The following is a 16906-nucleotide window of genomic DNA, read 5'->3' on the forward strand; positions in this document are numbered from 1 at the left end:
GGTTCCAGAGCTTTCTTCCTACCGTATGATTATTCCGGCAAAAAGGTACCTACATCTTACCCGATTTCATCTCAGGGTTCAAATAAAACCCGGCACGCTGCAGCTTCCACAGCATTGTCGCACACAAACAAGCAGGCTCCCCTCATTCTTCGAGGAAAGCCTGCCTATTGCCCAGCAATGCTTCAGATATTATCTTTCGAATCATCTGCAGGCAGCTTTGCAACAACGTTAATGCCAGACTCATTTTCATCTTTGTTCTCAGAAGAGTCTACAGACGAATCCGAGTCGGTAATAACAGCAGATACGCGTAATTCCTTCCCTTCAGCGCAGTTCCGCCAGGATTGGATATCCTGAATGACAACGTCTGCCGTTTCTTTTACTTTGGATACGATCTGTGAGCTTTGTTCGCCCACCTTAACGGCCAATTCCTGACCTTTCTCGGTGACCTGACGCGCACCTTCCGAAATATCCTGACGCAGCTCACGTCCGGATTTTGGCGCCAACAGCAGCGCTGTTACAGAACCAACTACCGAACCGATCAATGCTCCCCACAACAAACTTTTGTTTGAATCCTTCACGTTGCATCTCTCCCTTTACCTTAATTGAAGTACCGGATACCATGCATCAATACATCTTGATGCTTATTGATCCGGGCGAATGCCTACTCTGTTGATGCAGTATAAGCAGCAAGGGCTTGACCTGACACTCCAGATAGCAAAAACTTTTTAAATCCCTTATTGCGCATTAGAATGTCAGCATTAATGATGCCGAGAAGATTCGAGTGGCTGTGCAGCATGGGCATCTCCCGGATCGAGATCAATGACATAACGGCCAGGCGCAATCAGCGCAGCCTGATGCTCACAGCGCCAGCGTCTTCCTCCAGAAGAGCCCAGTGTCTGTCCGTCCTGCAGAACATCACCCTGATCGAATATGTAATAGGCCGCCCCAAGCAATGTCTGGGCTACCGTATCCGGATCCAGTCCCGTAAAGTGACACTGCACATCGGGAACACCGAGCGCCGACAACCCAACGGTATCCATAACCAGTTCACGCTGTTCTTCCGTTCCACCTGCCTGATACATGCGGACATTCATTGCTCCATAGAGATGTTCTTCCCGCTTCTGTGACTGAATGTAAGCCTCCGGCTCAACCAGCTTGTCACTGCCGTACCAATACATCCCCTCACAAGGCAGAACTTCCATGACTGCCTGGAGCGTATTCTGGAACAATTCCAGACGCTGTTTGCGAGACATGGCTACAGAGAACATATCATGAAGCCGGATCGAATACTGCGCTGTCTTCACGGTCTCTCCTGCTTCCGGCCAGTGCCAGGCTTGCTGCACTGCTCCACCGAAGCGGGAACGATCCTTGATCTCGTTCACAGGAAGCATGCAGGTCTGTGCAGGTATATTCCCTTCCTCAAATGAAACCGGATGATCCATATGATAGAAAACAAGCATGTCCAGGTTATGCTCTGGAGTATCACTTTTCCCGATCTCCGTCGCTGCCTCATCCTTCTTATTCTGTGAGGAGCGTTGATCATTGACCTGCTTCACAGCCAGACGGACTTGTCCGGTATAACGGGTAAGTGCATTCTGCAGCCGGATCCGATCTATTTTGGGTTGCTCTCGAAATAACAGCTCTACCATATAAACAGGGTGAAATCCGGAAGGAATATCATTCGCTTCATTTTTCTCTATTTCATCTTGCCTTTCATTTGTCATGCTGGTTCCCCTCATTCCTTACTCTGTCCCTCGGTCTGACCTTGCTGAAATGGACCAAGTTCTTTTTCCACATAGATACTAACCTGCTCAGCAAACTGTTCCAGAATAGATGGTACCTCTGCGCTTAACGGGTGCAATTCTCCCCGCTCCCAGCTGAAGTAATCCTGTACCAGCGGCTTGCGCAGCGACACGAGACGCTTCAGCACCTCGTAAGTCGGAACGTCAAATACCTTCTCTTCGTGATTGATTTGAATAATGTCATCATAACTGCTGGCATCCCGCATAATGAAACCATCAATAAGATAACTTCCCACATCCGTTACAATCTCAATAGCCAGATGAAGACAGCGTTCCTGGACCAGACCAAGCATAAGACTGCCATCCCAAGCTTGCGCTGCCCGGCGGAGCCCTTCGGCTACTTCCGGCACGGCAGCAAGTCTGCGGGCAATCTGTTCTCTGTTTACGTAATACAATGCAGTCACTTCCCGTTCAGTGAATTATCGATTCCGTTTCCCTCTTCGCTTAAGCCAGAATAGCATCACCGGACAAGCGATCAAAAACACGATAAAAATATATAAAAATTCCATAACGTCTCTTAAATCGCTCATGCCCAGTCTCCTTTAACAACTGCAGAATGAAATGATTAAATTAGATCTCGTAATCCACTGCGATCGACTGTTCTCTGACCTCGTTCATGTACTGGATGACTTCCTGATGAAGTGGGTGGACCTGGTAGGCCTGCAGATCTTCCAGTGATGCAAATTCGGCTGTCAATGAGATGTCGAAAGATCTGTCAGAGCGAAGCACATCCACGCCAACTTCCAATGAGATCAGGACATCAATTTTACCTTGCAAGTTGCGAAGAACGTTTGCAGCAGCCTCAATGGTTTCTGGAGAACGATCTTTCATTTTAAAAAGAACAATATGTTTAATCATTGAACAAGCACCCCGTTTGCATATATTAGTGGAAATGAATGAATTTTCGTGTAACCAAAATATATCATAACGTTAGTTATTGCGAAAGGATACTTGTAAACGTTCTCTAAACGATAAAACGATGCTATGCTGAACTGTTCTTTTTTGCATTATCTTCATCCTGTACAGGAGATGTCTTTTCTGAAGGGGTTTTCGAATCAGCTTCAGGTGCTTTTACTTGCGGTTTGGACCACTCCCGATCCGAAAGGTCTTCCTGTTTCTTCAGCACGGCAATGGCTTGTCTGAGCTTATCAGGCAGCGGAAGACCAATCCTGGCATAGTTTTCAGTAATGGAAATTAACTCGTTAACCAAGTAGAAGTAGATGGCTCCCCCCTTGATAATGTCTGTTCCCATAAGCAGATCAATACGGTGAGCAAGAAGGATAACGGTCAGCATTAGCCCCTTGCGGGCAAGTCCCCAGAACCCGATATTGCTATTTAACCCGGTCCCCGACCTTACCGCTGCAGCGAGACCTGTAACATAATCCACAGCCATCGCAATGACAAGCAGACTCAACAATTCATCCCAAACGCCAAAAGCAAACGTTACGAACGCTCCGGAAATTGCAGCAAAGGTATTTACGGCTGGACTCACGTTTTCACCCCTCTCTCTGAATTGATCATTATACAAAATATGTAAGAGTTAGAGATTTTGACAGACCAATCGCCCGGTTCAACTTGCGGATTTTATTTTCGGATTTGTGCACATCATTCCGGGATAAAGATTAGTACTGTCCCAATTTTTTGGTGGATTTTAGGTAATAATCCGCATCATATCAACTAAAATCAGAGAAAAGTATAAAAGTCCTATAAATGGTCTTAAAGACCTAATTTATTGGTTTCCATGTTCTCTTTGAACCCTGAAATTTAGTGAAACATTGTAATCTAGGAATATACTAGGAAATGAATTGCACATACCCTAGTCCATAATTCCCTCCTTTAACTTTCTCAGAGGATTGAGCCCAATCCAAACCAGTGCACCTGGCACTTGAAAGTACCCCGGTTCTTATTGTAGTATTTGGTTAAAAAAATCGGAGGAAATATGCCTAATCAACCAGAACAACATTCCATCCAGGCGTGGTCTCTGATCAACCGTAAATACTTGGGAAAAGGCGTCCGTGTTAAACGATTCCGTAAACCGACACGCTGTCAAATCCGAAACCGCGTTCTTCTAGCCGTGCTGATGGCCAATGATATCAAGTTGTCCCAGCTTGCCGAAGATCTATCCATCTCATCACGCAGCGTGAGCGCGTGGGTGTATGAGGGGCGGATACCCGGCAGTACCAATTTGGACAAAGCGTGCCAATTGCTAGGCTACCCGCGTCACATTCTCTTCAATGAAGAAGTGGTACGCAAAAGCCCGGTCATTTGTCAGCCCGAGCCTTCCCGTTTCATGAAGCGTACGGTGACCCGATCTCCGGTTAGCAACCGTATTCTGACAGGCTTGTGTATGGTCCATGATCTGTCGGTGACAGATGTCAGCCACTGGATCGGGGTTCATCCCGGCACTTTCCGCAAATGGCTGCATCAGGGAACGCTGCCTTCTGCCGCGTTTCAGGAACAAGCGGAACAATTTTTCCGCATCCCGAAAACCATCTTGTTCGCAGATGTCATCCTGAAAGACCGTCGCAACAACTAAATAAGCGAACAGACAAAAGGCTCTGTTCTTCCCACACGGGAAGACAGAGCCTTTTTAAATGAAACATACCTCTTGATACACCTGTGACGTGCATCCCCTTCACTTTGCTCCAGCAAATTGTTCGAACTTATAACGAATAATATCTTGATTTGTACGTACAAATAAGACCAAAGCACAGAGCCATTCCGATAATTTTTATCCAATGTACAGGTTGGTTTTATTTTAAACTACATTCAGAGATTCATTGATATATTTGAGCCCGGTATATCGCTCTCTAAGGGTATGTGCCGTTGCAAATGCATGTTCCACCATATCTGGTGTAACCCCAAGCTGATCTGTTGTGGTCGGACCCCCAACCTGCTCAAGCCATGCCGTAAGCTGTGACGCATCAGGTAAAGCAGCATACACATCAAAAACAGGTTCTCGGGACAGACTCGCAAGTTCCTTGTAGCGCTCTGTAAGAAGCACGCAAGCTACGCCGACTTTGGCCCCATGCAGAACAGGTTTCCGGCCCGCTACCATCAATTCCATCTCCCAACGATGAGAAATGTGATGCTCACCGCCGGATGCCGGACGGGAATGATCAATAATTAGCATGGAGGCACCGGAAATGATTAGCGCATCCATCAATGCGGTTATACCCTCAGGTCTTCCTTCGGCGATGGCTTGTACATTTTCGATGCAGGCCGTCAGCGCTTCTTCCGTCATCCGATAAGCAACCGGACAGAATGGCTCCCCGCCCAGATCACGCGACACAATCCAATCTGCCAGAGACGTATATTTGCCTAACATATCACCGAATCCCGCCGCCGTCATTGCTTGGGGAGCCTGCTGGGTAATGTCAATATCCGCAAAAATCGCTTCGGGCGGTACAGCCTGAAACGTCTGCTTGATGCCGCTTACAATGAGCGGTGCTCCTGCTGAAGTGAAGCCATCAACCGATGCCGCTGTTGGGACAGACAGAAATGGCTTGTTCATTTTGGCACAGACAAATCGCACCAGATCATGTATGGTCCCCGATCCCACTGCGATGATGGCCTGAGTCATTTGTTTTACACCAAGCAGCACCTGCACAATCGCAGCCTCATCGGCAATGATATCCCCCGCACTGTTCTCCGGCATCTGAAATTCATCTGCCATGAGTCCCGCATCCCTCAGGCTTTTTACCACCTCATATCCCGCCACCGGACCTGTCCGGCCATCATATACCACAGTAACCTGGTTATAGCCCTGTTCCAACAGGTACCCCGGTATTCTACGAATTGCACCATGTTCCAAAAAGACCTGCATTTGCACCAGCCGATGATCATGTCCACAGGTACACTGCTGTGCTTCCGCATTCCAAGCAGCAATGCGTTCATTCATATTCATGTGTTCGTAACCTCCCGTTTCTAAGTTCATGCATATTTGCACTGGAAAAGCCACACAATGAGTATAGGAAAAATTTCAATGATTTTCCTGTTCACACTTTACTTCTTGTACCCGCATTTTGCAAATGTTTTGACAAACTATTTGAAGCAGGTGATCCAGTGCAGCTCGGCAAAGATACAGGCCTATCTCTCGGTTTTCTTGCAGGAACGACCCTGGGCAGCGGAATTGCGTTCTTGTTCCAATTTCAGGCGTATGAAGTGGTCGGCAGCGTTTCCTTATTCGGCATCATCGGTGCCTTGTCCGGACTATGGACAGCGATTTTCTTACGCCAGCGCCAGCGTCAACACTAACAACCGAACCAAGAGGACACGTAACCAGGCCGGTTTCAGGACATTTCAATTCGTAGAAAAATAAAAAAAGGTTCGAGAGATTGCAAAAGCAATCTTCGAACCTTTTTCTCTTCGATGCGGTCGAGAGGACTCGAACCTCCACGGGGGGTTAGCCCACACGGACCTGAACCGTGCGCGTCTGCCAATTCCGCCACGACCGCATAATATGTATCTTTTCATCCTTGATGAAAAGCATCCGGTTAATCCATCTCTCGTTTCACCGTAATTAAGAGTATACAGGCTCTGGAAGAAGAATGCAATACTTTTTTATGATCTGAAATGGATAGGACATATGTCCTTTTATAGAAATTAAAAACCTCCTATCGTAAACATCACCAACTGTCCTCAAGGACAGACAACCTATGGATAGAGAGGAATATGAGCAAACCTATGAACATGACACCTGAAATTATTGAAGAAGGAAAACGACATATTCATTGGACAGAAATGCATATGCCCCTCCTCGCTGCACTAAAATCCCGATTTTCCAAAGAACGCCCCTTTGCTGGCCTTACCATTGGAATTTGTATTCACGTAGAGCCTAAGACGGCGGTTCTATGCCGAACCCTACAGGCTGGTGGAGCCAACGTTGTACTAACAGGAAGCCCAGGCACAACCAAGGATGCAGTTGCTGCTGCACTTATCGCCGAAGGCATTTCCGTGTATGGACAACGTTCAGATGAACGCCTTCAGCATATGCACAATATTCATCGCGTGCTTGAACACCAGCCGCATCTTCTCATGGATAATGGAGCCGATCTGGCTCGCACTCTCATTCAGCACTATGACCATAGTGTGCTCATTGGCGGAACAGAAGAAACCACGACAGGAGCCAATCTGCTGCGTGAAGAAACAGGGGTGGAAGTGACCTTCCCGATTATTGTCATTAATGATAGTCCTCTCAAGCGCATCATGGAAAATGAACATGGCGTGGGTCAAACCATTATTGAAGGATTCATGCGCACCACGAATCTGATTCTGCCTACAAGACGCTTCGTTATCGTAGGATATGGTTCCTGTGGACGTGGGATTGCCCGATATCTGCGTAATCTAGGCAGCCAGGTTATTGTGGTTGAGACCGATCCTATCGCTGGACTCGAAGCTGCCCTGGATGGATTTCGCGTAGCGAAGCTGGAAGAAACGTTCGCTTTTGCCCAGGTTTACATCACGGTTACAGGTCGCCCGAGTGCCATCTCAATGGAACACTTTAATCAGATGAACGATGGTATCATTCTTGCCAACGCTGGACATTTCTCCTGGGAAATGGACCTGGACGGACTTCGGCAGGAAGCTGCACATACCGAACGTCTTACAACAGATATCGAACAATTCACCCTTGCGAATGGCCGACGGCTCATGCTGCTTACCCAAGGTGAGATGCTTAATCTTGCAGGTGGAAGCGGAAATCCTGCCGAGACGATGGATCTGGGCTTGTCCCTCCAGGCTGCATCCCTGCTCTATCTTGTTCAGCAGCGTCAGCATCTAGTGAATGGACCACAGCCTGTTCCTCATATCGTCAACTCGGAGATTGCAAGCCAGATGCTGTACCATTTGAGCGAGAAAGCTGTTTAGATTGACATAAATGGTTCGATCAACAATGAAGGAGAATGGTTATGATTCAAACGAATCTTTGTTTTATCGGTGCCGGATTTCATGCAACGACCAATATCTACCCTTCTGCTGTAGAAGCAGGGGCTACCATCCAGGCCATCTCCACTCGCAGTATTGAACGTTCTCAAGCCGCTTTGCTGCGATATGGCAGCACAGGATCAGCATATGATAACGTAACTCTCATGCTGCAAAACGAAGACTGCAACAACGTTGTTGTGGTAGCTCAACCTCAGGATCAAACGTCTCTCGCCATGGAATGCATCAAGGCAGGCAAGAATGTCTATGTTGACAAACCCCTTGGCTGGACTGCCAGAGAAGCTGCAGAAATTGCAGATGCGGCCGAACAGGCTGGTGTTGTACTAATGGTAGGATTTATGAAACGCTATGCGCCTATATATATGAAATTAAAGGAACTGATTGATGGTGGTTCGATGGGTAAAACGCGTTCATTTCAGATGAAATTTGCTGTTGATAGTACTCCCTTTTGCAAAAATGAAGAACAGTTTATGAAGCTTGCTGCCATCCACATGGTCGATCTGATGCGTTTCCTCTTCGGCGAGGTACAGCAAGTGACGGGTACCACAGTCAAGGATGGGGAGCTTATTAATCAGAGCATCTCCCTGAAATTTGATAACGGTATCGTGGGCAGTGCCTACTTCGCTGGCATGAGTGCATGGTCACGCGAAAGCGAAAGTGTTCTGGTTACATTCGATCACGGTTTTGCGTCAGCAGATGAAATGAATACACTTACCGTTCATCACTCTCGCACCTCGGACAGCCTCGCCTGGAAGGCTCTTGAAGAGCAGGATACGGTCTATACTCCTTCCAGCTCTCCCATGTCAGGCGCATACCGCGATCTCTACCTTCGTGGATTTGTAGGTGAGATGGCGCATTTCATGTCATGCTGCCACAATCATCTGCTTCCGCATTCAAGCGGCAAGGATAATGTCGGAACGATGGCCCTATGTGATACCATCTTGTCTTCATTGGTCTAACATATAATTATTACTTTATAGCCTGAATCTTACATCAACCCGTTGTTTCGTATAGCGAAACCGGGTTTTTTCACTATACATTGCACCTTTTCATTAATCCGATATCCAGGGTTTATAATCCGAATCAGACATGGTATGCTTTGAAGAGAACATACACACATTTTAGGTACGTAGTGCTTAAATTGATACTATACACATAGCTGACGGAGGTGCAGATCAATGAAAAAAATCTCAACCGAGACATGCCCCAAACCCTATGGCTGCGCCGTAGAAGTTACACTTAGCGTTATTGGAGGCAAATGGAAAGGTGCCATTCTGTATCACTTGTTTTCGGGTTCCTTGCGCTTCAATGAACTCCGAAAGTTATTTCCCGACATTACGCAGCGGATGCTCACCTTGCAATTAAGAGAACTGGAGAGCAGCGGGATCGTACACCGGGAAATCTACCCTCAAGTGCCACCCAAAGTGGAATACTCACTTACGCCATTTGGGGAAACGCTCCGTCCAATCATATTCAGCATGCGGGACTGGGGAGAAACCTATACAAATGAAGTTGTCCAAGCCAAGTCACAGGAAGTATAGTGAACGCAAAAAAAGCTGATTCCTTCTCATAAGGGATCAGCTTTTTATAGTGTATTTCATAGGCGATCTTCCCGGCCAGTTTATAACCTTTCTACGGTCTGAATGGTCACGGTACGATTGCGCCCTTCTTCCTTCGCCTGGTACAGGGCTGTGTCCGCGAGATGGAACAGCTCCGTCGCTGAAGATGAATGCAGCGGATATTCGGCAATCCCTGCCGAGATCGTCACGGAGCGATCGATCGGCATGATACTTTCCTCAACCGATACACGGATAAATTCGGCAATCTGATAAGCGGTTTCAGCTCCGGTATGGCGGAGCAGCACGACAAACTCCTCCCCGCCGAAACGGGAACTCACATCCTGCGGCCGAACGGCCAACCTGATCAGACCTGCAATATGCTTCAGAACCTCGTCTCCAGCATGATGCCCGTACGTATCGTTAATGGATTTGAAGCGGTCGATATCCAGAACAATAATCGAGAATGGCGTCTGTTCATCAATCCATTGCTGAATGACCTCTTCAAATGTCCTGCGATTCGTCATGCCTGTCAGTACATCCGTTCTGGCATCATAGGTAAGCTGGTCCGTTTGCTTGCGAAAATTCGCCAATGCACCCAAAACCGTACGGGTTAGCAAATCAGCCTCCCTGTTCCAATGCGGTTTCATCGTTGGCAGGTCCACTTTGCCCTGATCCACCTGATTAACCAGATCGGCCAGATAGACAAATGGACTCGCCAATTTTCGCGCTACACGAATGACAATCAGGGTCAGGATGAGAAACGGAACCGAAGTATACAGCAATAACATGCGAATATGCTCATTCAACTGATCATACACGGTCTGGGTTGGAGATACGACCACGACCCCCCAATCGGTAGCAGGCACCTTCTGATACCCGGCAAGCGAATCTATGCCAGCCAGATTTTTGTACTGCTCCTTACCGGTTTGATTATCCAGCAGCTTGTGTACAATTTCATTTTTACTGATGTCCTCACCAATTCTTTTGGTATCTGGATGAAATAGAAGCGTGCCCTTGGCATCGACAATAAAAAAATAAGAACCATTGCTTGTCCTCAGCTGACTTCCAAAAGAGAGGTTCAGGATATTATTTTCCTGCAGATAAATGTTACCGCCAATGGTCCCCTTAAATTGTCCAGCTGCATCGAAGATCGGTTCACTGACAAAAACATTTCTGCGCTTCGTCCTTGGGGTCTGATAGGCTTCGGAAATATAAGGCGCCTTAAGCTCCATCGCTTTTTTGGCTGCATCAGATGAAACCTGCACCCCGACGGATAAACCCGAATACGGCGACATGCTGCGTACCAAACCCTTCTCGTCCACAAGGGCTACGGAGTTAAAATAGTTGCTGCTGCTTTGGATCAATTCCAGCGTCGAATCCAACTTTTCCGTATCTGAATAGTCCATCTGAGGAAAATAATCTGCAGCATATTTCAAGCTGTTCTGCATGGACTGAAATAGCGAATCCAGTGTCTGACTCATTTGAGCTGCGCTTGAATAATTAAGAGACAAGGTATTGTCAATGAGAGACTGCTTCTGCGTTGTGTAAGACGAAATAAACATGATAGTCAAGGTCATCAGCACCGAAATGGTGACCAGCCCACTTAGCAAGGCAGGAAGGCTGATTTTTTTATAGGTTCTCGCTTTTCTTCGCCATCTGGATGCTTTTTTCTTTGCGATCATTAGTGCTTTCCCCCGGATTTTCATGAAAAGGCATATTCTCTCTATTCTACACGAAAGTTGTTATGAATGTATTAATTTTGTATGAATATTTTACAGTTTCTTCAATTAAAATTGACAACTCCATGACTAACTTCATAAATCAGGCGTCTGTCTTCTTCTCCAGGATCAAAGCTCGTCCTCGATGATGTATCCTTCCCCAGGCTCCTGTTCCACAAACCCAGCCATATAGCGCGATTGGAACTCAATAGGAGCATCGCTGCCTACCAGAATTCGATTCTGTATCTCATCCTGCGTTTCCGTAGGTAGTACGAATGAACGTGTGTAATCAAACTGGTCAGCCATCGTTGCATATATCGCGTTTACAAGTCTGTCATTGCCCGCACGTCCGAATACATTCAACAGTATGCTTCCAGCCGATCGCAGCTTGCTTTGAGCCATGGTAAAGAAAGATCTGGAGGTAAACTGCTTCGGTGTTCCTTCTGCGGTAAATGCATCGATAATAATATAATCATATGTCCCAGGCGGTTCCTGCTGCAGCAGCTCCCGGCCATCTCCCACCATGACTTCACTGCCCACATATCCAAATAGCGTCTTGCTTAATTCAACCACTTCCTCGTCCAGCTCGGCGATCTTCACCTGGCGGTTTGACAGATAAGTCGAGAGCGTACCAATTCCGTGCCCCACTACAAAAACCTTTTCGTATTCAGGCGTATTGCGCTCCATTAGATGAACCATTGCCCTTGGGTATTCAAGCAGCATTCGTGAAGGCTCATCGAGATCCATGGCTCCCTGAACAGCCTCGTTCGAAAACTCCAAAATCCGGAAATGTCCCTTTTCCCCATAAAGCCTGGATGTATCATATACGGTTAACGCATGCTGCTCACTTATATTCCGATATAAAACTCTCACGAGCCGTACTCCTCCCAAGTTCCTTCCATTACATGCAAATAAACTATTTTTCATTATAACAATTCTCTATCGCCGTACTCCATAAAAATGAGAAAAAAACCGTTCACGGTTACCCGGAAACGGTTTTGAATAGCTTAAGAGAAGCTCACAAATTTTAATAATGACCAAACCCGAATATGGGAGTGGAGCAGGTTCGCATATTTTTCAGGAAAATCCCAACTTGTCCGTACAGTCAGGACCCTATGGCCTCATGCAAAGCTTTGACATATTCCACACCCAGATTGGAAAGAGAGGTGCTTTTGTGGCTGATCCAGCCCACATTGATCGATTCCTCGCACTCCAGCGGAACAGGAATGATCTCATTTCCGTTCAAATCAGCGCTGAGAACACCTGTTGAAATGGTATACCCATTCAGACCAATCAGTAGGTTAAACAACGTTGCCCGGTCATTGACCTGGATGCTCTTGGGATGGGATAACGTACTCAGAATCTCTTCGGAAAAATGAAAAGAGTTGTACTCCCCCTGATCAAATGACAGGTAAGGGTAGTCCTTCAGCTGCTCAATCGCCACAGATGCTTGCTTAGCCAGAGGGTTCTTCACACTGATGAAGATGTGCGGTTTGGCTATAAAGAGGCTTGTGAACACCAGACCGGCATCCTTTAACAATTTGTTAATCACCTTGGCATTGAACTCGTTCAAATACAGAATCCCAATTTCACTTCGCAGGCTCTTTACATCCTGAATAATTTCATATGTCTTTGTTTCCCGCAGTGCCAGCTCATATTCATCTTGACCATACTGCTGTACCAGACGCACAAAGGCATTCACGGCAAAAGCATAATGCTGGGTGGATACCGAGAAATGCTGTGGAGAAGGCTTGGCATTCAAGTAACGATTCTCCAGCAATTCTGCCTGCTCCACGACCTGCCGGGCATAACTCAGAAATTCCACGCCTTCTTTGGACAGCGAGATTCCCTTGTTTGTACGTTCAAAAATGGTAATACGCATCTCTTGTTCCAAATCCCGGATCGCGTTCGAAAGGCTCGGCTGAGAAATAAATAGCCGTTTGGCCGCTTCATTCATGGAGCCGCGCGTGGCAACTTCAATCACATATTTTAATTGTTGCAGAGTCAACGTGTTATTCCTCTTTTCGTATAGTTGGTTCTATTATATACCAAAAGAGTGTTCGCCTTAAACGAGACTTGCTGTTGGTCTGACGACAATTTCATTGACATCTACCTCAGCTGGTTGGCTAATTGCATACAAGATACTTTGGGCAATGGCCGATGCCGGGATGGAAATACGCCGATAATCCTTCATGAAATCACGCGCTCCGACATCCGTGATCGTCTCGGCAAGCTCCGATTCGGTTACCCCTGGAGAAACAAGTGTTACCCGAATATCCCCACCCACTTCCAGACGTAAACCCTCCGTGATCGCACGGACTGCGTATTTGGTTGCACAATAGACGGATGCTGTCGGTGTTACGGCATAGGCACCAATCGAAGCGATGTTAATAAATTGGCCAGCACCCTGCTTTCTCATGACAGGTAACCCCGCTGCTATCCCGTGAAGCACTCCCCGAATATTGACATCAATCATTCGATTCCATTCATCCACTTTTAAGGCTTCAAGAGGAGATAAAGGCATCAAACCCGCATTGTTGATAACCACATCCAGACGACCGTAGCGGGTTAGCGCCAGATCTACAATACTCTGCATTTCTTCCAGCCGGGTTACATCGAGTGCCTGAACCTCTACGGATCCACCCTCAGAACGGATGGAAGATGCGAGTGCATGCAAACGTTCGACACGTCTAGCTCCAATGACCACGTGAGCCCCTTGCTGTGCCAGCAATCGAGCCGTCGCTTCTCCAATTCCGCTGCTAGCTCCTGTAATGACAACGACTTTTCCTTTTACATTAAACATGTGAAATCCGCTCCTTTACCATTGGTTATTTTTATTTGTTTCTCTGTACAAAACCATGCCTGCGTGATATAAGATACCTTCTACAAAGTCTCCATCCGCTGTAAAACCCGTATCATCCACATATTCAATATGATCTCCTTCCACGACATAACGTCCTTGATATGCACTTTTCCTCTGACCTCTGGCTTCATCATATCGACCATTCGAGAGCAGTTCATGGCGGATATAACCATCCTTTGTCACCCACATGCCAACATAAGGGTGTCCATGTTCCGGTCTGTTACCTGATGGATTGTATTCCATTTCCCAACCTCCTTGCTGTTTTTCAAAAGCTTCAATTGCTTATCCTTATTATGTAGGAGATCATCTCACACCAGATAGAAGATTCCCCCAACAATCTTGCCTATTCCTCCAGAAGATTCTAGAATAAAATAAACCGATTCGAAAAAAAGGAGGTTGTATGCTCCATGACTTCATCACTACATATGGATGAGGATGTCACGTTTCAGATGCAGGAATTGGCTCATCTTATCGGCCGTTTTACCCTAAAAGACGGAATTCATTCCACGGCTATCCCTGCGCTCTCTTTGATTCGTGCCTCGGAGATATCTCAACCCATATATTCTGTTCAACAACCTGCTCTCTGCATTGTCGCTCAAGGATCTAAGTTAGTCATACTGGGCCGGGAGAGTTATACCTATGACGAGACACAATATTTGGTAGCTTCAGTAAACTTGCCTATTTCAGGACAAGTGGTTCAAGCTACTGCAGATAAGCCATATCTATGTATGCGACTTGATTTTGACTCTGGTCAGATTTTCGATCTGATACAAGACCCGACTGCTCTACAATTCAAACCGGACAACTCAACCCAACGTGGATTATTTGTCAGCTCTAACAAGGTCCCGCTTCTTGAAGCCATCATCCGATTGGTTCGGCTGCTCGATACTCCAGAAGATATTCCAATACTCGCTCCCCTGATTATCCGAGAAATTTTATATCGAATTATTCAGGATGAACACGGACATTCAATAAAACAATTTGCCGTTCAAAACAGCCACGCCCAGCACATCGCCAAGGTGATCGAAGTGATCCAATCCGAATATGATAAACCGCTGCGCGTGGACCAGCTTGCCGCCATGGTTAATATGAGCTCCTCCTCACTTCACTACCATTTCAAAGCCATCACCGCCATGAGCCCCATACAATTTCAAAAACAAATCCGGCTGCAGGAAGCCAGAAGTATGCTCATTGCCGGTTCAACTGATGCTGCCGATGCCGCATTTCAGGTTGGATACGAGAGCCCTTCCCAATTCAGCAGGGAATATGCCCGAATGTATGGTCTGCCACCAAAAAGCGATATCCAACGTCTTCGTCATGCGCTTCAAATTTGAGTGTTAATCGCAATCAAAAAGAACCCGCGTCGTCCAGACTGGGTTCTCGGGTGTAATGAATGTTATTGGGATGTTGCTCATCACGAAAACATGTTCTTTTTTTCAAAAGCCGACATCTGATTCTCTCCGGTTATAGGACACTCGTCAGGAAACAAGCTCCGCTTATTCAGCTTCTCATCGATAAAATCAACGACCTGCTGCAGCGAGGCAATCTGCGCTTCTATTTTCGTTCGATGGCTCACCAGCATCTCACGCTCTTCCGGGAATTCGTCCAGATTCGAATCCATTGACATGTGCAGGTAAGGCTTCATATCCTCCAGAGACATGCCTGTCTTCTTCATACAGGTAATGAGCTTCATCGTCTGAATATCCTCTTGACGGTATACACGATGCCTGTTCGCCTTCCGCGCCGCTCGTGGCAGAAGCTGAATCTTCTCATAATATCGAATCGTATCTTCCGATAACCCTGCCTTCTCCGCTGTTTCCTTAATGGAATATAGTGCCTCATTACTCATCCGCCTCAGCCTCCTTTGCCCTCATACCTTCATCTTACAACTTGGAGTCAGCTCCAAGTCAAGCCGGATCCAGCCCTACAATCAATCAACATGAACGTTCAAAATTCATTCGATCCAACTGCTTGACTTGGAGTCGACTCCAAATTATAGAATGAGCGCAGCACACAGATTCGTTCTGTAATTCCCAACATAATGGAGGTAACTATGAATAAACCAAACAAACTTCACACCGCGCTGATTACGGGCTCAACCTCAGGAATTGGCCTCGAGCTGACCCGTTCGTTATTGGCCGAAGGATGGCAGGTCATCGGCCTCAACCGTTCACCTTTTCCGGCAGAGCAAGGCGATATTCAGCATGCATTACGTTCAGGGCAGCTTCATTGGGTTCAGGCTAACCTGACCAACTACGAAAGTCTGAAAATCGCGCTCGATCAGATTAAACTCCAATTGGATACGATTGATGTCCTGTTTAATAACGCAGGGGGCAGTGCGGCAGAGCTTCGTTTTTCTGACCAAGGGCATGAAATGCACTTTGAACTTCAAACCATCGTTCCTTATATCATTTATATGGAGTTATATGATCTTATACGCAGGAGCACCTTCAAGACGGTTGTTAATACTTCAACGAGTGCATTCAGTATGGTCCGACAGTTCAACCTGGACATTCTGGAACGTCCAACCGAATTCAAAAAGCTGTTTGGTCCATATGCCACCTCGAAGCTTGGCCTCTCCTTATGGACACGCGAGGCGGCTGAGGCGGCGAAGTCAGATGGCATTCGTCTTCTGAGCGTAGATCCTGGAGGTAACAATACTTTACGCGGCAGCAAAAAATCCGGTTTGCCCTTTTACATCAAGCCTGTCATGAAACTGTTCTTCCCTCCTCCAAGTCACGGTGCTTCGTTACTGTATAGTGCCGCATTCTCACAGACCAATCATGAATCAGGTACGTTTCTGATTAAAAATAAACCGACTGAACTTCGTTTCAAAGAGCAAGGTCCCTTCATTTTGAAACGGGTACATGAAATTTACGAGCAAGAGTTTCTATGTTCAATACCTGCAGGAAGTGGAAATCAAAAAAGCGATTAACAACTGGAAATACTGTACTTTGGCAAGTAACATTCTCCCCGTGTCACCACGGGGGTTCTCTCCATTTCAGTTTTGTTCCCTGTCAA

18 protein-coding genes, 1 tRNA gene and 1 pseudogene are annotated in these 16906 nt (G+C 46.7%); 7 read left to right on the plus strand and 13 right to left on the minus strand.

The genetic code is table 11. The annotated features are described in order from the left end of the window. Positions 1 to 182: 182 nt before the first annotated feature. The 5 genes and pseudogenes from AC3WQ3_RS26905 to AC3WQ3_RS26925 all read right to left on the minus strand — a co-directional run. Positions 183 to 578, minus strand: coding sequence for a YtxH domain-containing protein (locus tag AC3WQ3_RS26905; RefSeq protein WP_095288059.1), 396 nt, complete (start codon positions 576 to 578; stop codon positions 183 to 185). 180 nt (positions 579 to 758) lie between these two features. Next, positions 759 to 1724, minus strand: coding sequence for a DUF4261 domain-containing protein (locus tag AC3WQ3_RS26910; protein ID WP_336779474.1), 966 nt, complete (start codon positions 1722 to 1724; stop codon positions 759 to 761). Positions 1725 to 1735: 11 nt separating this feature from the next. After that, positions 1736 to 2197: a DUF86 domain-containing protein gene (locus AC3WQ3_RS26915; protein ID WP_492474177.1), complete on the minus strand. Its 462-nt coding sequence runs from the start codon at positions 2195 to 2197 to the stop codon at positions 1736 to 1738. A gap of 175 nt (positions 2198 to 2372) precedes the next feature. Beyond that, complete coding sequence (locus AC3WQ3_RS26920) at positions 2373 to 2660, minus strand: Dabb family protein (RefSeq protein ID WP_127536480.1); 288 nt, start codon at positions 2658 to 2660, stop codon at positions 2373 to 2375. Positions 2661 to 2910: 250 nt separating this feature from the next. Next, positions 2911 to 3294, minus strand: a pseudogene (locus tag AC3WQ3_RS26925) (phage holin family protein); the annotation flags it as partial. Between the two features lie 447 nt (positions 3295 to 3741). Between AC3WQ3_RS26925 and AC3WQ3_RS26930 the strand changes: the two are divergent. Continuing rightward, a complete protein-coding gene (locus tag AC3WQ3_RS26930; protein ID WP_095288064.1) occupies positions 3742 to 4338 on the plus strand; it encodes a helix-turn-helix domain-containing protein in 597 nt (198 codons plus the stop codon). Positions 4339 to 4560: 222 nt separating this feature from the next. Here the strand turns inward: AC3WQ3_RS26930 and AC3WQ3_RS26935 are convergent, their stop codons facing one another. Further along, positions 4561 to 5709 (minus strand): sn-glycerol-1-phosphate dehydrogenase, encoded by a 1149-nt coding sequence (locus tag AC3WQ3_RS26935; protein ID WP_492474178.1) that lies wholly within the window; start codon positions 5707 to 5709, stop codon positions 4561 to 4563. A 158-nt stretch (positions 5710 to 5867) separates the two neighbouring features. Here AC3WQ3_RS26935 and AC3WQ3_RS26940 point away from each other — a divergent pair, with 158 nt between their 5' ends. Then, positions 5868 to 6059: a hypothetical protein gene (locus AC3WQ3_RS26940; RefSeq protein ID WP_154895994.1), complete on the plus strand. Its 192-nt coding sequence runs from the start codon at positions 5868 to 5870 to the stop codon at positions 6057 to 6059. 115 nt (positions 6060 to 6174) lie between these two features. Here the strand turns inward: AC3WQ3_RS26940 and AC3WQ3_RS26945 are convergent. Then, positions 6175 to 6259 (minus strand) — tRNA-Leu (locus AC3WQ3_RS26945). 235 nt (positions 6260 to 6494) lie between these two features. Here AC3WQ3_RS26945 and AC3WQ3_RS26950 point away from each other — a divergent pair. From AC3WQ3_RS26950 to AC3WQ3_RS26960, 3 genes are all read left to right on the plus strand, one after another. After that, positions 6495 to 7670 carry an adenosylhomocysteinase gene (locus AC3WQ3_RS26950; RefSeq protein WP_492474179.1) on the plus strand — a complete coding sequence of 392 codons (1176 nt, stop codon included), beginning with the start codon at positions 6495 to 6497 and terminating at the stop codon, positions 7668 to 7670. 41 nt (positions 7671 to 7711) lie between these two features. Beyond that, entirely contained in the window at positions 7712 to 8704 is a 993-nt protein-coding gene (locus AC3WQ3_RS26955) for a Gfo/Idh/MocA family protein (RefSeq protein ID WP_492474180.1), read from the plus strand. 219 nt (positions 8705 to 8923) lie between these two features. Then, positions 8924 to 9286, plus strand: coding sequence for a winged helix-turn-helix transcriptional regulator (locus AC3WQ3_RS26960; RefSeq protein ID WP_095288069.1), 363 nt, complete (start codon positions 8924 to 8926; stop codon positions 9284 to 9286). Positions 9287 to 9366: 80 nt separating this feature from the next. Here AC3WQ3_RS26960 and AC3WQ3_RS26965 read toward each other — a convergent pair whose 3' ends face one another. The 5 genes from AC3WQ3_RS26965 to AC3WQ3_RS26985 all read right to left on the minus strand — a co-directional run bounded on the left by AC3WQ3_RS26965 (position 9367) and on the right by AC3WQ3_RS26985 (position 14128). Beyond that, positions 9367 to 10986 carry a sensor domain-containing diguanylate cyclase gene (locus AC3WQ3_RS26965; RefSeq protein ID WP_492474181.1) on the minus strand — a complete coding sequence of 540 codons (1620 nt, stop codon included), beginning with the start codon at positions 10984 to 10986 and terminating at the stop codon, positions 9367 to 9369. A gap of 165 nt (positions 10987 to 11151) precedes the next feature. Continuing rightward, positions 11152 to 11895: a spermidine synthase gene (locus AC3WQ3_RS26970; protein WP_492474182.1), complete on the minus strand. Its 744-nt coding sequence runs from the start codon at positions 11893 to 11895 to the stop codon at positions 11152 to 11154. A 232-nt stretch (positions 11896 to 12127) separates the two neighbouring features. After that, entirely contained in the window at positions 12128 to 13030 is a 903-nt protein-coding gene (locus tag AC3WQ3_RS26975; protein ID WP_127536487.1) for a LysR family transcriptional regulator, read from the minus strand. 57 nt (positions 13031 to 13087) lie between these two features. Then, positions 13088 to 13825 carry an SDR family oxidoreductase gene (locus AC3WQ3_RS26980; protein WP_127536488.1) on the minus strand — a complete coding sequence of 246 codons (738 nt, stop codon included), beginning with the start codon at positions 13823 to 13825 and terminating at the stop codon, positions 13088 to 13090. Positions 13826 to 13840: 15 nt separating this feature from the next. Further along, positions 13841 to 14128 carry an Atu4866 domain-containing protein gene (locus AC3WQ3_RS26985; RefSeq protein ID WP_336779465.1) on the minus strand — a complete coding sequence of 96 codons (288 nt, stop codon included), beginning with the start codon at positions 14126 to 14128 and terminating at the stop codon, positions 13841 to 13843. A 164-nt stretch (positions 14129 to 14292) separates the two neighbouring features. On the opposite strand from AC3WQ3_RS26985, the gene AC3WQ3_RS26990 reads away from it, so the two are divergent. After that, positions 14293 to 15219, plus strand: coding sequence for an AraC family transcriptional regulator (locus tag AC3WQ3_RS26990; RefSeq protein WP_127536490.1), 927 nt, complete (start codon positions 14293 to 14295; stop codon positions 15217 to 15219). Between the two features lie 80 nt (positions 15220 to 15299). Here AC3WQ3_RS26990 and AC3WQ3_RS26995 read toward each other — a convergent pair whose 3' ends face one another. After that, complete coding sequence (locus AC3WQ3_RS26995) at positions 15300 to 15734, minus strand: MerR family transcriptional regulator (RefSeq protein ID WP_492474183.1); 435 nt, start codon at positions 15732 to 15734, stop codon at positions 15300 to 15302. Between the two features lie 204 nt (positions 15735 to 15938). On the opposite strand from AC3WQ3_RS26995, the gene AC3WQ3_RS27000 reads away from it, so the two are divergent. Then, positions 15939 to 16820: an SDR family NAD(P)-dependent oxidoreductase gene (locus AC3WQ3_RS27000; RefSeq protein ID WP_492474184.1), complete on the plus strand. Its 882-nt coding sequence runs from the start codon at positions 15939 to 15941 to the stop codon at positions 16818 to 16820. Positions 16821 to 16906: the final 86 nt, after the last annotated feature.

This window comes from Paenibacillus sp. FW104-T2 (assembly GCF_058789975.1).